This window comes from Micromonospora sp. NPDC006431 (assembly GCF_042870725.1).
GTDB lineage: Bacteria > Actinomycetota > Actinomycetes > Mycobacteriales > Micromonosporaceae > Micromonospora.
Genome location: NZ_JBIAHQ010000001.1, coordinates 537,716 through 552,051 on the forward strand (window position 1 = coordinate 537,716; position 14,336 = coordinate 552,051).

Annotated in this window: 13 protein-coding genes, 1 pseudogene and 1 riboswitch; of the genes and pseudogenes, 9 read left to right on the forward strand and 5 right to left on the reverse strand. The window is 72.7% G+C overall.

Going from position 1 to position 14,336, the window contains the following annotated elements; translation table 11 throughout:
• Positions 1 to 22: 22 nt before the first annotated feature.
• Complete coding sequence (locus ACFYM6_RS02670; RefSeq protein ID WP_387271541.1) at positions 23 to 1,360, reverse strand: C39 family peptidase; 1,338 nt, start codon at positions 1,358 to 1,360, stop codon at positions 23 to 25.
• A 205-nt stretch (positions 1,361 to 1,565) separates the two neighbouring features.
• Between ACFYM6_RS02670 and ACFYM6_RS02675 the strand changes: the two are divergent.
• From ACFYM6_RS02675 to ACFYM6_RS02690, 4 genes and pseudogenes are all read left to right on the forward strand, one after another.
• Positions 1,566 to 2,882 (forward strand): annotated as a pseudogene (locus ACFYM6_RS02675) (M14 family metallopeptidase); the annotation flags it as partial.
• Positions 2,883 to 3,001: 119 nt separating this feature from the next.
• Positions 3,002 to 3,095, forward strand: a riboswitch (cobalamin riboswitch).
• Between the two features lie 112 nt (positions 3,096 to 3,207).
• The gene (locus ACFYM6_RS02680) at positions 3,208 to 4,146 is read left to right on the forward strand and encodes an ABC transporter substrate-binding protein (protein ID WP_357434706.1); all 939 of its coding nucleotides are present in this window, start codon (positions 3,208 to 3,210) and stop codon (positions 4,144 to 4,146) included.
• A gap of 142 nt (positions 4,147 to 4,288) precedes the next feature.
• Positions 4,289 to 5,377 (forward strand): FecCD family ABC transporter permease, encoded by a 1,089-nt coding sequence (locus ACFYM6_RS02685; protein ID WP_387271859.1) that lies wholly within the window; start codon positions 4,289 to 4,291, stop codon positions 5,375 to 5,377.
• A complete protein-coding gene (locus ACFYM6_RS02690; protein WP_387271543.1) occupies positions 5,374 to 6,183 on the forward strand; it encodes an ABC transporter ATP-binding protein in 810 nt (269 codons plus the stop codon). The genes ACFYM6_RS02685 and ACFYM6_RS02690 overlap by 4 nt, the downstream gene beginning before the upstream one ends.
• A 44-nt stretch (positions 6,184 to 6,227) precedes the next feature.
• Here the strand turns inward: ACFYM6_RS02690 and ACFYM6_RS02695 are convergent, their stop codons facing one another.
• The 3 genes from ACFYM6_RS02695 to ACFYM6_RS02705 all read right to left on the reverse strand — a co-directional run bounded on the left by ACFYM6_RS02695 (position 6,228) and on the right by ACFYM6_RS02705 (position 8,733).
• Entirely contained in the window at positions 6,228 to 7,001 is a 774-nt protein-coding gene (locus ACFYM6_RS02695) for a VOC family protein (RefSeq protein WP_387271545.1), read from the reverse strand.
• A 94-nt stretch (positions 7,002 to 7,095) separates the two neighbouring features.
• Positions 7,096 to 7,833: an ABC transporter permease gene (locus ACFYM6_RS02700; RefSeq protein WP_387271547.1), complete on the reverse strand. Its 738-nt coding sequence runs from the start codon at positions 7,831 to 7,833 to the stop codon at positions 7,096 to 7,098.
• Positions 7,834 to 7,845: 12 nt separating this feature from the next.
• Complete coding sequence (locus ACFYM6_RS02705) at positions 7,846 to 8,733, reverse strand: ABC transporter ATP-binding protein (protein ID WP_387271548.1); 888 nt, start codon at positions 8,731 to 8,733, stop codon at positions 7,846 to 7,848.
• A 184-nt stretch (positions 8,734 to 8,917) separates the two neighbouring features.
• Here ACFYM6_RS02705 and ACFYM6_RS02710 point away from each other — a divergent pair, with 184 nt between their 5' ends.
• From ACFYM6_RS02710 to ACFYM6_RS02725, 4 genes are all read left to right on the forward strand, one after another.
• A complete protein-coding gene (locus ACFYM6_RS02710; protein ID WP_073834123.1) occupies positions 8,918 to 9,238 on the forward strand; it encodes a type VII secretion target in 321 nt (106 codons plus the stop codon).
• 90 nt (positions 9,239 to 9,328) lie between these two features.
• Positions 9,329 to 10,255 (forward strand): WXG100 family type VII secretion target, encoded by a 927-nt coding sequence (locus tag ACFYM6_RS02715; RefSeq protein WP_387271550.1) that lies wholly within the window; start codon positions 9,329 to 9,331, stop codon positions 10,253 to 10,255.
• A gap of 9 nt (positions 10,256 to 10,264) precedes the next feature.
• Entirely contained in the window at positions 10,265 to 10,618 is a 354-nt protein-coding gene (locus tag ACFYM6_RS02720) for a YbaB/EbfC family nucleoid-associated protein (RefSeq protein WP_357434712.1), read from the forward strand.
• A gap of 4 nt (positions 10,619 to 10,622) precedes the next feature.
• Positions 10,623 to 11,222, forward strand: a complete 600-nt coding sequence (locus ACFYM6_RS02725; RefSeq protein WP_387271552.1) for a hypothetical protein — start codon at positions 10,623 to 10,625, stop codon at positions 11,220 to 11,222.
• A gap of 122 nt (positions 11,223 to 11,344) precedes the next feature.
• On the opposite strand, the gene ACFYM6_RS02730 is transcribed toward ACFYM6_RS02725, so the two are convergent.
• Positions 11,345 to 13,552 carry a HelD family protein gene (locus ACFYM6_RS02730; protein WP_387271554.1) on the reverse strand — a complete coding sequence of 736 codons (2,208 nt, stop codon included), beginning with the start codon at positions 13,550 to 13,552 and terminating at the stop codon, positions 11,345 to 11,347.
• Between the two features lie 182 nt (positions 13,553 to 13,734).
• On the opposite strand from ACFYM6_RS02730, the gene ACFYM6_RS02735 reads away from it, so the two are divergent.
• Positions 13,735 to 14,316 carry an ArsR/SmtB family transcription factor gene (locus ACFYM6_RS02735; RefSeq protein ID WP_387271556.1) on the forward strand — a complete coding sequence of 194 codons (582 nt, stop codon included), beginning with the start codon at positions 13,735 to 13,737 and terminating at the stop codon, positions 14,314 to 14,316.
• The last annotated feature ends 20 nt before the right edge of the window (positions 14,317 to 14,336 follow it).

Here is a 14,336-nt window from a genome sequence, read left to right on the forward strand (position 1 = left end):
TCCATGGGGTGGGTAGGGGAAATCACCAGTTGGTGGAACCGGCCACCGAGGGCCAGGCCACGGTGGTCGGCTTGATCAGGTAGACGACGCCGCCGGAGCCGGTGCCGGTGCCGCCGTTGGCGGTGGTCCGCTTGGTCCGGAGCCAGATCTGCTCGAACTGGTCCCGCCGGTAGATGTGGCGGACGGCATCGTCGCTGGGCGAGGCCGGGTCGTTGGCGATGACGTCGCCGGTGGCGGTGAAGCCGATCACCACCATGAGGTGCCCGGCGGTGCCGTAGCCCGCCCCGTCCAGCTCATTGGCGAGGAAGGACTGGCTGGTCACCACGGGGATGCCGGCGGCGACGAAGTGCTCGATCTCGTCGAGCGAGTGCAACCGGGTCACCTTCGCCTCCAGCCCCGGGAAGGTGGCCGCGTACGCGGTGTTGAACGGCCAGTTGCCGGTGCCGCCGTACTGGGCGTCGTAGGTCATCCGGGCGGCGTGGTCGACGGTGGGGTCGGCGTAGCTCGGGTCCACCCAGGACGTGTCGGCCGGGGACGGCCGGCGGCCCCAGTACTCGACCACCATCTCCGTGGAGGTGGGCGAGCACCAGGCTTCACCGCCGCCGCCGTACTGCGGGTACTGGCCGGCGTGGATGTTCTGCGAGTAGCGCGGCACGGCCAGTTCGGTGCCCCACGCGATGTGGCCGGGGCTCGGGGTGATTGTGAACCGGTCCGGCACGGTCGAGCTCATCGCGCCCACCGACCGGACCACGGGTGAGGCGGTCCCGGCCGGGTCCCGGTAGAGCGTCAGCCGGAGCTGGTACGCCCGCAGCAGCACCCCGGCGCCGGGGTTGTTGATGGCGAAGGTGTCCGTCCAGATGCTGGAGGTCCGGTCGCCCTGCCGGTCGACGCTGGTCCGCGTCATGTCGGCGTCGCCCGAGGCCCAGCGACCCATGACGTACCAGGGGGTGCGGACGCCGGTGGTGTACGTGCCCTGGAGTTCGACCTGGAGCCAGGTGCCGGCGGGGGTGTCCGCGTTCCAGGAGGCGACCAGCTCGGTGGCCCCGAAGCCGACCTCGGTCAGCGGCGACGTCCAGGTCCCGTACGCCCAACTGCGCCGGACGCTGCGGTGCGGGTCCTTGTACTGGACGGTGCCGATCGGGGTGCCCAGGGTGAGGCCGGCGGCGGTGACCGTGGTGCCGGCGGCGGCGCCGGCCGACCAGGCCGCGCCCGACCAGCCCTGCCAGGTGATCTGTTCGTCGTGGATGGCCGTGGTGGTCCCGGTGGCCGGCTTCGCGGCCCCGGCGGGGCTGGTGGTGCCGAGGATGGCGAGCGCGGTGACACCGGCGACGGCGGCCGCGCGCAGGGGTCTCATGGCCATGGCAGCTCCCCAGGGAAACGGGCATCGTTGCCGTTCACTGTCGCGCCTGGAGGGAACTTTCGCCAGAGGTCAAAGGATGGAAAATCATTGCCGGAGTGAGGATCCGGTCGGGATGGGGCTGATCCAACGACGAATATTGATATGACCATGTGACTCCTGCTGAAGTGTGCGGACGCGGGATCTCCGTACCCCGAGGAGGTTGTCCATGGCGTTCCGCACGCCCCTGTTCCGCCGCCGGCTGGCCCTCGCCGCCGCCGTCGGCCTGACCCTCGTCACCGTCACCGTCACCACCGGTCCGGCCGCCGCCCGGCCCACCCCGGACCGGTCCAGCGAGCCGGCTGCCGTCGGCTACCGCGTGCTCGGTCCGCGTACGCTCGCCGACCGGAACGCCGTCGCGCGCACCGGCGCGGCGATCGACTACTCCGAACACGGCGTCCTGCACGTCACCGCGACCAGCGCGGAAGCCGCCGCGATCACCCGGCTCGGCTTCCGGCTCGACAAGGACGTCGCTCCGGCCCCCGCCGCCGGGGCGACCGCCTACGCCTTCCCGCCCGCCGATTCCAACTACCACGACTACGCCGAGTTGACCGCCGTGGTGAACAAGGTGGTCGCCGACCATCCGGCCATCGCCCGCAAGCTCAGCATCGGCACCTCTTATCAGGGCCGGGACCTGATGGCGGTGAAGATCTCCGACAACGTCGGCACGGACGAGAACGAGCCGGAGATCCTCTTCAACGCCCAGCAGCACGCCCGCGAGCACCTGACCGTCGAGATGGCGATCTACCTGCTCAACCTCTTCACCGACAACTACGGCACCGATTCCCGGATCACCAACATCGTCAACTCCCGGGAGATCTGGATCGTCCCGACGCTGAACCCCGACGGCAGTGAGTACGACATCGCCACCGGCTCGTACCGGTCCTGGCGGAAGAACCGGCAGCCCAACAGCGGCTCGTCGTACGTCGGCACCGACCTGAACCGGAACTGGTCGTACCAGTGGGGCTGCTGCGGCGGCTCCTCCGGCTCCACCTCGTCGGAGACCTACCGCGGCCCGTCCGCCTTCTCCGCACCGGAGACGCAGGCGCTGCGCAACTTCGTCAACAGCCGGGTGGTCGGCGGGGTGCAGCAGCTCAAAGCCAACATCGACTTCCACACCTACTCACAGTTGGTGCTCTGGCCCTTCGGCTACACCACCGCGAACACCCCCAGCGGGATGACCGCCGACCAGTACAACACCTTCGCCACCATCGGCCGGCAGATGGCCTCCAGCAACGGCTACACGCCGGAGCAGTCCAGCGATCTGTACATCGCCGACGGCACCAGCATCGACTGGATGTGGGGTGCGCACCGGATCTGGGCCTACACCTTCGAGATGTACCCGGGATCGGCCTCCGGCGGCGGCTTCTACCCGCCCGACGAGGTGATCCCCGCGCAGACCTCCCGCAACCGGGAGGCCGTGCTGCTGCTGTCCGAGTACGCCGACTGCCCGTACCGGGCGATCGGCAAGCAGACCCAGTACTGCTGACGTGACTCGCGGGTGGGGGTTCCGAGGCACCCCCGGCGGAGCCCCCACCCACCCCTCCCGTCCGGACGATCTCCGCTGGTCATGCGCTACCGTGGCACCGACCAACCCGCAGCGAAGCCGGTGCGAAACCGGCGCTGTCCCGCAACTGTGATGCCCCGCACGTGGCGTCGGCCCACCGGCCGGCGCTGACGACTGCGGGGACGAGCCAGGTCGCCTGCGGCACGGTCGCGACACGCGCTCTCGAGGAAGGGCGCCTCGCGGACGGGCGAGCCCAGGCGGTCCTGTCGGCGAAGCACCAGCTCCTCGACCGACAGGAGGACCGATGTCCAGACGTACCCCCCGGCTCTTCGCCACCGCCCTCGCGGTCGGCGCGCTCCTCCTCGGCGGCTGCGCCGAGAAGACCTCGACCGACACCCCGGCCGCCGGCGGCAGCTCCGCGGCTGCCGCGTTCCCGGCCACCGTCGGCAAGCTGACCCTGGAGAAGCGCCCGGAGAAGATCGTCTCGCTCTCGCCGAGCGCGACCGAGATGCTCTTCGCCATCGGGGCCGGCAAGCAGGTCGTCGCCGTCGACGACCAGTCGAACTACCCGCCGGAGGCGCCGAAGAGCGACCTGTCCGGCTTCCAGCCGAACGCCGAGGCGATCGCCGGCAAGAACCCCGACCTGGTGGTGCTCTCCAACGACATCAACAAGATCGTCGACCAGCTCACCACGCTGAAGATCCCGGTGCTGCTCACCCCGGCCGCCGCCACGCTCGACGACACGTACCAGCAGATCACCGACCTGGGCACGCTGACCGGCCACGCCTCCGAGGCGGCGGACGTCACCAAGAAGATGAAGGACGACATCGCCGCGCTCACCAAGGACCTGCCGCAGCGGGCGAAGAAGCTCACCTACTACCACGAGCTGGGCCCGGAGCTGTACACCGCGACCAGCAAGACCTTCATCGGCTCGATCTACGCCCTCGCCGGCCTGGAGAACATCGCCGACCCGTCCGACGCCGACGGCGCCAAGGGCGGCTACCCGCAGCTGTCCCAGGAGGTCATCGTCAAGGCGAACCCCGACTTCGTCTTCCTGTCCGACACCAAGTGCTGCCAGCAGTCCCCGGAGACCGTCAAGGCCCGCAGCGGCTGGGCCGGGGTGACCGCGGTGAAGAACAACCAGATCGTCGCCCTCGACGACGACATCGCCTCGCGCTGGGGCCCGCGCGTGGTCGACCTGGTCCGGGCGATCGTCGACGCCACCGCCAAGGTTCCGGCGTGACCCACCGGTGACCGTGCGACCAGCGGATTCCGCCGGCCCGACGGCCGGGACGCCCGAGGCGTCCCGGCCGTCCGGCCGGTCCCCGAACGACTCGGCGACCGCGCCGGCCACCCGCACCGGCCCCGGGCGGGCCGGCGGGGCGATGCCCGGTCGTCGGCACGCCGCAGCCGGGCCGGGTGCCCCGGTCCGGCCGGCCGGGCTGCGGAAACGCTGGCTGTTCGCCGGCCTCGGCGCGGTGCTGGTCGCGCTGCTGGCCGGGGTGTCGCTGGGCCCGGTCAGCCTGCCGCCCGGCAGCGTCGCCGCCGAACTGCTCAACCTGCTGCCCGGGGTGCACCTGGACAGCGGGCTCACCGAGCGGGAGATCGCCATCGTCACCGAGCTGCGGCTGCCACGGGCCGTGCTCGGCCTGCTGGTCGGCGCACTGCTGGCCCTGGCCGGCGGCTGCTACCAGGGCGTCTTCCGCAACCCGCTGGCCGACCCGTACCTGCTGGGCGTGGCGGCCGGCGCCGGGCTCGCGGTGACCACGGTGATCGCGCTCGGCGTCGGGGCGGGCGGGGCGCTGAGCGGCATGCCGCTGACCATCCCGCTCGCCGCGTTCGTCGGCTCGCTCGGCGCGGTCGCCATGACATACCTGCTCGGCGCGGCCGGCGGGCGCGACCGGTCGCCCGCCACGCTGATCCTGGCCGGGGTGGCGGTGTCCGCGTTCCTCGCCGCCGGGCAGACCTACCTGCTGCAACGCCACGCCGAGAGCATCCAGCAGGTCTACTCGTGGCTGCTCGGACGGCTGGCCACCGCCGGCTGGCAGGACGTCCGGCTGGTGCTGCCGTACTTCGTGCTCACCGCGGTGGTGGTGCTGCTGCACCGGCGCGAGCTGGACGTGCTCTCCGTCGGCGACGACGAGGCCACCAGCCTGGGGCTGCACCCGCAGCGCTCGCGCTACCTGCTGATCGCCGCCGCGTCGCTGGGCACCGCCGCAGCGGTCTCCGCCTCCGGGCTGATCGGCTTCGTCGGCATCATCGTGCCGCACACCGTACGCCTGCTGGCCGGGTCCAGCTACCGGGTGATCCTGCCGCTGTCGATGCTCTTCGGCGGGGCCTTCCTGGCGCTGACCGACGTGGCCGCCCGGACCGTCGCCGCCCCCGCCGAGCTGCCGATCGGCGTGGTCACCGCGCTGCTCGGCGGCCCGTTCTTCGTCCTGGTCCTGCGCACCTCCCGCCGGGTGTTCACATGAGCCCGCGGAGCGCCACGACGACGAGCGCCGTAGAGGTGCGCGACCTGCACGTCGACTTGGGCGGGACGTCGATCCTGGCGGGCGTGGACCTGACCGTCGCGGCGGGCGAGTGGGTCACCGTCATCGGCCCGAACGGCGCCGGCAAGTCGACCCTGCTGCGCGCCGTCGGCGGCCTGCTGCCCGGGCCGGGCACGGTCTCCCTGTTCGGTACGCCGATCCAGTCCCTCCGCCGCCGGGACCGGGCCCGGGTCGTCGCCACGGTGGCGCAGTCCCCGGTGGTGCCGGCCGGCATGTCGGTGTTCGACTACGTGCTGCTCGGGCGTACCCCGTACATCCCGCCGCTGGGCCGGGAGTCGACCGCCGACCTGGCCGCCGTGCACGAGGTGCTGGACGGGCTCGACCTCGGCGCGTTCGGGCACCGGGAGCTGGCCACCCTCTCCGGCGGGGAGCGGCAGCGGGTCTTCCTGGCCCGTGCCCTGGCGCAGGGCGCCACCCTGCTGCTGCTGGACGAGCCGACCAGCGCGCTGGACATCGGCCACCAGCAGGAGGTGCTCGAGCTGGTCGACCAGCTCCGCCGCGAGCACGGCCTGACCGTGCTCGCCACCATGCACGACCTCTCCGTGGCCGGCGAGTACGCCGACCGGCTGGTCCTGCTCGCCGACGGCCGGGTGGCCGCGGCCGGCCCACCTCGGGAGGTGCTCACCGAGCACTTGCTCGCCACCCACTACCGCGCCCACGTCCGGGTCATCCAGGGCGACCACGGCCCGCTCGTCGTCCCGGTCCGCCCCCGCCCCCTGCCAGGTTGATCAGAAGTTGTTGCCGCAGCCTGCCGGGGTCGCGCACGACATGATCAACCAGTGTGGCCGGGACGTAGGGTGAGGACGGAGAAGAGGGCGCCCTCGGGGTCGCGGAGGGCGGCGAGGCGGCCCCGCGGGGTGTCCCGGGGCGGGACCAGGACCGTGCCACCCAGCTCGGCGGCGCGGGCGGCGGTGGCCTCGGCGTCCGCCACCGCGAACCACACCGACCAGTACGCGGGCAGGTCGGCCGGCAGCTCCTCCAGCGGTGGCGTCATGCCCGCGACGATCCGGGCACCACACCGCCAGCCCGTGTAGGGGGCGGGCTGCGTCGGCTGCTCCTCCGCGTGCCAGCCGAAGACCAGCGCGTAGAAGTCCCGCGCACCCTCCGGGTCGGGGGTGACCAGCTCGTTCCAGCACATCGCCCCGGGGGCGTTGAACAGCTCCGCGCCGCGCATCGCCATCGGCTGCCAGACGCTGAACACCGCGCCCGCCCGGTCGGAGAGGACCGCCATCCGGCCCTGGTCGAAGACGTCGAACGGGGCGACCACCACCTGGCCGCCGGCCGCCTCCACCCGGGTGGCCACCAGATCGGCGTCGTCGGTCGCCACGTACGTCGACCAGATCGGCACCTGCTCCGGGGCGGCCGGCGGGCCCGCCGCGGCGACCGCCCGCCCATCCTTGAGGAAGACCGTGTAGCCGCCGGCCGCCGGCTCCGGGGAGGCGCGGCCGGTCCAGCCGAACAGCTCCGGGTAGAACCGCTTCGCGTCCGCCAGCCCAGGCGTGGCCAGGTCGGTCCAGCAGGGCGTGCCGGGCTCGACGCCGCTCACGCTGACCCCTCTCGCCGGGGGCGGCCCCGCTGGCACGCCCTGCCGGCATCGTGGCACCGTCCCGTCGCCCGCCGGGCCGGAATCGGACAAGAGGTCAGGTGAAGCGCCGTCCCTCGTCCCGCCGGTACGCCCATCCGGCGACCCCGGCCAGCAGCACGATCCAGACGCCGAGCATGGCCAGGGAGACCAGGTTCGGCCGCCAGTCGGTGACCGCCGCCCACATCAGCTCCACCGCGCCCCGGGTGGGCAGGTAGGGGGCGATCGCCTTGATGAAGCTGGGCGCGTCGTCCGGGCCGGAGAGCAGGCCACCGCCGAAGGCGAGGGGGAAGAAGATGAGCTGGGCGACCACGATCGCCGCCTTGCTCGGCAGCGAGTAGCCGATGGCCAGCCCGAGCAGGGTGAACGGCACCGAGATCACCGCGACCCCGGCGGCACCGAGCAGGAACTGCGCCGGGGTGACCCGGGCCGCCGTGGCCACCGCCGCGATCACCACCACCGGGAGCATGGACAGGTAGGTGAGCGCCAGGCCGGCCAGGATCCGGCCGGCGAGGCGCGGCCCCGGACCGGCCGGCAGCGTCCGGGTGTACGGGTTCCACGGCTGGTCGCGGTCCTCGGCGACGCCGATCCCGTACTGGAAGATGTTGGCGCTCATCACCGCGAACGTGACCATGGCGCAGGTGGCGTAGCTGGCCCCGGCCGGGTCGTCACCGGCGAACGGCACCACGAAGAAGAGCATCGCGGCAGCCGGGAAGAACGCGCTGCCGAAGATGGCGACCGGGATCCGGACGGTCTCGAGAAGCTGGTAACGGGCGTGGACCAGGGCGAGCGGCACGAGATCTTCTCCTCAGACGGTGGCGGGCGTGGGCCGGTCGCCGGTGGTGATGGCGAGGAACGCCTCCTCCAAGGAGGTGGGCCGCACCTCCAGGTCGCGGAACGCCACCCCGGCGGCGACCAGGTCGCGGACGAGCTGGTCGGCGTCCGTGGTGAGCAGGTGGGTACGCCCGTCGGTGTGCTCGGTGGCGACCACCCCGGGCAACGGCGGCAGGTCGTCGGCGACCAGGCTGACCCGGCGTACGCCGACGATGCCCCGGATCGCCTCGACCGTGTCGTCCGCGAGCACCCGGCCCTGGCCGATCACCACCACCCGCTGGGCGAGGGCCTCCACCTCCTCCAGGTAGTGGCTGCTGAGCAGCACGGTGCCGCCGTCGGCGTGGAAGCTGCGGATCGCCTCCCAGAGCGTGTGCCGCGCCTCGACGTCCAGCCCGGTGGTCGGCTCGTCTAGGACGACCAGCCGGGGGCGGCCGACGAACGCGAGGGCCACGGCCAGCCGGCGGCGCTGCCCGCCGGAGAGTCCGCCGGTCTGCCGTTTCACCTGGTCGGCGAGGCCGAACCGGTCGAGCAGTTCGCCCCGGGGGATCGGGTCGGGGAAGTGCGCGGAGACGAAGTCGACCACCTCGCCGACCCGCAACGTGCTGGGCAGGCCGGTCTCCTGCGGGGTCACCCCGAGCTGCCGCCGGCTCGCCGGGTCGCGCGGGTCGCCGCCGAACAGCTCCACCCGGCCGGACGTGGGCCGGCGCAGCCCCACCAGCAGGTTGATCAGGGTGCTCTTGCCGGCGCCGTTCGGGCCGAGCAGGCCGACCAGCTCACCGGCGTGGACGGTCAGGTCGACCCGGTCCAGGGCCAGCACCTCGCCGTAGCGGCGGCTGACCTGGTCGGCGCGGGCCAGGATCATCGGAGACTCCTCGGGATGCGGGCGACAGTTGTGCCGCCCCATGTGTAGCGCGCCGGCGCCAGTCTCCGCCGCCCTGGGACGGGGCGACGACGGATTCGGCAGATCGCCTAGTGTGGTATTCCCGTCGGCCGCTTCGCGCCACGGCGACGACGGACACGTGCCGACTGGACACTGGGGAGGGTTCGTGACGAGTCCGAGCAAGAACCTGGACGTTCAACCGGAGGCGTTGAAGGCGTTCGCCGCGGCCTCCCGGGGCCGGGCGACCCGGTTCAACGAGTTGGCCCGGGTCTTCCGCGACGGGCACGTGCCCCGGCACGCCTTCGGGATCATGCCGGCGTCCTTCAGTCTCGCGGCCGCGTACGCCGAGCAGTTCGAGGCGTGCCTGCAGGGGCTGGAGGAGGGCGCGGAGACGATGGCCGACATCGCCGAGGGAATGAGCGACACGGCCGACGCCTACACCGGGACCGACGTGGCGACCAACGACATGTTCGTGCCGGGCGCCTGAGGGGGATGGCATGAGCGAGCGGAGCGAGCGAATTATCAGGCGCAGTGCCGTGGTGCCTCATGCGGCCGCCGAGCGGAGCGAGGTGGGCGCATGAGCACTGAGGCGCTGCAGCGCAACAAGACCTACTTCGAGCAGGTCGTGTCGGGCACCCCCGACCCGTTCAAGCCGCTCTCCCAGGCCGTCCTCTGGCCGTTCGAGCAGCTGCTGGAACTGGTCGCCGGTGAGCCGGACGATCTGATGCAGGCGGCCCAGCTCGCCCTGACCACCGGCGAGGCGGTGCGGCAGATCGCCGGCGACCAGATCGCCGACCGGGCCCGGCTGCGCGGCGCCTGGGACGGCGACGCGGCGGAGAAGTTCCACGCCTCGATGGAGTCCGTCGAGCAGGCGATCGAGGAGCTGGCCAAGGGGCTGGACGGCACGAAGGAGGTGCTGGTCGACGCGGCGAACGCGGCGGTCGAGGCGTTCAACCTCCTGGTCGAGCTGATCCTGGAGTTCCTGCTCTGGTTCCTGACCGAGGTCATCATCGCCGCGGTGGCCGCCGTGCTCAGCGCGGGCGTGACGCTGGCCGCCACGGTGGTCCGGGTGCTGGCCCGGCTGGCCACCACGGTCGGCCGCATGGTCAAGATCGTCGCGCGGTTCGCCGAGATCCTCACCAAGCTGGTGACCAAGCTGGAGAAGGTCGCCGAGCTGCTCACCCGCTACCGCAAGCTCGTGATGGAGCTGCGCAAGGCCAAGAAGGCGTACAAGGCGTGGAACAAGTCCGGGTACACCAAGGAGGCGTTCGCGTTCAAGATGAAACGCACCGCCATCCTGTTCCCCGGCAAGTTCGCTATCAACCAGGCGTCCCCGGTGAACATCCCCGGTATCGGCGGCACCCTGCTGGACACCGGCGTCGGCCTGCACGACATCTCCGACGGGCACAAGGACCGCAACTACCTGGTGGACGGCACCTACAAGGAGGACCTGGGCCCGTACACCAAGGGCGTCCAGAATGTCTTCGACTCGATCGTCAACTGAGAGGCAGCCATGACCTTCCCCGCCCTGGACCGGATCGAGGCGCTGGCCCGCAACCTCGACGGGTGGCAGCGTGAACTCGGCGCGCGGATGGCCGAGCTGGAGCAGAGCAGCGCCGAGGGGGTGAGCGACTCCGGCCTGGTCACGGTCACCGCGGCCGCCGACGGCAAGATCCTCTCGACCGAGATCAACGCCCGGGCGATGCGGTTCGACTCGTACACCCTCGCCGAGGAGTTCACCGCCGCCGCGAACCGTGCCCAGGAGGCCGCCGCCGCCCGGGTCCGCGAGATCGTCGGCGAGGTGATGGGCAACGCGCCGGCCGCGCCGCGCCCGGCCGCCGACGACTACGGCTACGACCGGTACTGAGCCGATGGAGGAGACCAGGTACCGCGACCGGATCGGCCAGCTGGCCGAGTCGGGTGAGCGGGTGCTGACGGTGGCGCAGGCCGAGGTCGCCAACGGGGCCACGCCGGCCCCGCCGCGCGACCCGGGCGCACCCGAGGTCTCCGGCCGGACGACCGTCGGCTCGGTGCTGCTCAACGTGCTCGCCCCGTTGGCCACCTGGGACCGCGGCGACCGGCTGGTGGACGTGATCGCCTGGGGCATCGCCGGCCGCGGTGCTACCGGCTCGGCTGCCTCCCGGCTGCACCGGGCGGTCAACCCGCTCCGGCCGGACGGGCAGCTCCGGCACACCCTGCTCGCCGTCAGCGACCGGCGGCTGCTGGTCTGCCTCACCGGGCCGGTGAAGCTGCTCGCCAGCCGGGGGGACGACGAGCGGGCCCTGGCCGAGACCCGGGTGGCCTGGTCGGCGTCGCGCGCCGAGGTGGCGTCGGCCCGGGTGGGCTGGCACCGGCTCAACCCGAAGCGGCTACGCATCGACTTCACGGACGGCTCGTGGCTCGCCTTCACCGTGCCGATCGCCGAATCCGGCCGCCCGCTCCGTGACCTCGCCGCCGCCCTCTCGGGCTGAGCCGTCGCCACCCCCAAGATCGCGCTCGAACCGGGATGTAGTGGCCTACCGGAGTCCGGGAGGCCACTACATCCCGGATACAGCGTGCTCTTGCTTGCGGCCGGCGACGGGCCCAGCCGCGGTCAGCCGGCCAGGGGAACGGGCAGCGGGTCCCGGTGCAGCACCGCCAGCCGGGACACCGCCCGGGTCAGCACCACGTAGAGGCGGTGCAGGCCCCGCGGCTCGGCCGCCACGATCGCGGCCGGCTCGACCACCACGACGTGGTCGTACTCCAGGCCCTTGACCAGGGTCGCCGGGACCACGGTGACGCGCGCCGCGGTCTCCACGTCGTCGGCGGTCGCGGTCTCGACGCCTGCGGCGGAGAGCGCCGCGCGGAGCCGGTCCACCGCGTCGTCGGCGGCGATCACGCCGACCGAGCCGTCGTGCGCGAGCGCCGCGTGCACCTCGGCCACCGTCGCCGCTGTCAGGTCCTCGACCGTACGCACGTCCAGCGTCCCGTCGCGGCGCAGCGACTCGGCCGCGGGTACGTCGACCGCGAGCGCCGGCAGCAGCCGGTTGGCGAACGCGACGACCGCCGCCGGCACCCGGAAGCCGACGCTGAGCGGCACCACGGTGGCGTCCGGCTTGCCCAGGTGGGTCAGGGACTCCCGCCAGTCGGTGGCGGCCCAGGGTGCGGTGCCCTGGGCCAGGTCGCCGAGCAGGGTGATCGAGCCGTGCTCGCTGCGGCGGGCGATGACGCGGCACTGCATCGGGGACAGGTCCTGCGCCTCGTCGACCACCACGTGCCCGAAGCCGGCCGGCCGTTCGATCAGCCCGGCCGCCTCGTCGATCAGGACCGCGTCGGCGGCCGTCCACTTCGTCGCCTTCGGGGTGCGGCCCAGCTTTGTCCCGGTGGCCGCCGACCCGCGCCGCCGGTCGGTGTCCGCGCGCTCCGGCCCGCCCGCCCCGGCATCTCCTGGCTCGGCGTCCTCCGGCCCCGGTCGCCCGCCGGGGCCTGCGTGCCCGAGCAGCAGGGCCTGCTCCTCGGCGTCGAGCAGGCCGCCGGCCGCCGTGGCGAGGATGGCGGCGTCGGACCAGAGGCGGTGCAGCAGCCCGTCCGGGGTGAGCGCCGGCCAGACCGCGTCGAGGAAGGCGGTGACCGGCTTGGCCTTGCCCATCCGGCGCAGCCAGGCGTCGCTGGGCGACTCCGCCCGGCGGGCCTCGGCCTGGCGTTGCAGCAGGCCCACCACGCGGGCCCGGACGCGCTCCCGGCCGGTCGCGTACGGCAGCCCCTCCCGGCGGGTCTCCTCGACCACGCGGTGCAGCGGGTCGAGGCCGATCCGCCAGCGGAACGAGCCGTCCGACACCATGATCGGCTCGGTGGGCGTACCGATGTGGGCGTCGACCGCGCGGCGGAGCACCTCGGCCATCCGGGCGTCGTGCTTGACGGTGGCGACGGCGGGGTCGTCGACCGCGCGTACCGGCACCCGGGCGACCAGGTCCTCCACCGTGGCCTGCTCGAGCTCGACCTCGCCGAGCGCCGGCAGCACCGCGGCGATGTACGACAGGAACGCCCGGTTGGGCCCGACGATCAGGACTCCGGACCGGCGTAGCCGCTCCCGGTGCAGGTAGAGCAGGTACGCGGCGCGGTGCAGCCCGACCGCCGTCTTTCCGGTGCCGGGCGCGCCCTGCACGCAGATCGAGTCGGCCAGGTCGGCCCGGACCAGCTCGTCCTGCTCGGGCTGGATGGTGGCGACGATGTCCCGCATCGGGCCGACGCGGGGACGCTCGATCTCGGCGGTCAGGATCCGGCTGGCTGTGCCCAGTTCCTCCCCCCGGTCCAGGTGCTCGTCCTCGAAGCTGGTCAGCAGGCCGGAGCTGAACCCGAAGCGGCGTCGGACGGCGACCCCCTGCGGGTCACGGGCGCTGGCCCGGTAGAACGACCGGGAGACCGGGGCTCGCCAGTCCAGCACCAGCGGCTCGCCGAGGTCGTCGGTCACGTGCCGGCGCCCGACGTGGTACACCCCGACGATGTCGTCGGGCTCGGCGTCGCCGCTGTGCCGGCTGTCGGCGGTTCCGCCGCTGTGCCGGCTGTCGGCCCTCCCGCCGAAGTCGAGCCGGCCGAAGAAGAGGGGCGTGGTGGGGTCGTCGGCCAGTTCCTTGACCCGCCGGGCCATGTGGCGGCCCAACTGCTCGGCGGTGTACGCGTCGCCAGCGACCTTGTCGCCGGTGGCGAAGAGGGTCTTCGCGCGCTCCCGCATCCGGCGTAGTGCCGCCCGGGAGGTCTCCAGGTGGGCGCGTTCGGCGGCGAGTTCGAGGTCCAGGGTCTGTTCGGGGGCGTGCAGGGTCATCCACGTACTCCTCGTCACGGGGAAAAACGCTGCCGCTCGCGTTTCCGACCACGGGTCGGCGCGGGGACGTCCGCTGCGGTGCTACTCACCTCGGCCGTCGGGCGGGACAGAGCAGTTTACTCCCACCGGGGTGGCGGGCAACCGAATTTCGTCGGCCGTTCCCGGCGCGGGATCATGGGGGCATGACCGAGGAGCGCCCCGAACAGCGCCGGGTGACGATCAGCGACCCGCAGGTGATGCGGGCCCTCGCCCACCCCGCCCGTATGGCGATCATGGAACATCTCAGCACGGTGGAGGGCGGTGCGACCGCCACCGAGTGCGCCCAGATCGCCGGCCTCTCCCCGAGCGCGACCAGTTACCACCTGCGGGAGCTGGCGAAGTACGGGCTGATCGAGGAGGCCCCCAGCCGTGGTGACGCCCGGGAGCGGGTCTGGCAGGCGTTCAGCCCTTCGTACTACATCGAGTCGGGTCCGGACGCCGACTCGGAGGCCCGCGCCGCGGAGGCGGCCCTGGTGGAGGCCCACATGGCCCGGGACAGCCAGCGCGTCCGGGACTGGATCCAGCGCGCCCCTGACGAGCCGCGCGAGTGGTACGAGGCGGCCTGGTTCAGCGACAGCCTGCTGCAGCTCACCGCTGAGGAACTGACCGGACTCAACAACGCGATCCAGGCGTTGATCGAGCCGTACCGGCGGCGGCTGCGGGCCAACCCGCCCGCCGGATCCCGAAGCGTCGCGGTGCAGTACCGGGCGTTGCCCCTCGACTGACATCGGGGGGATTGCGTCGA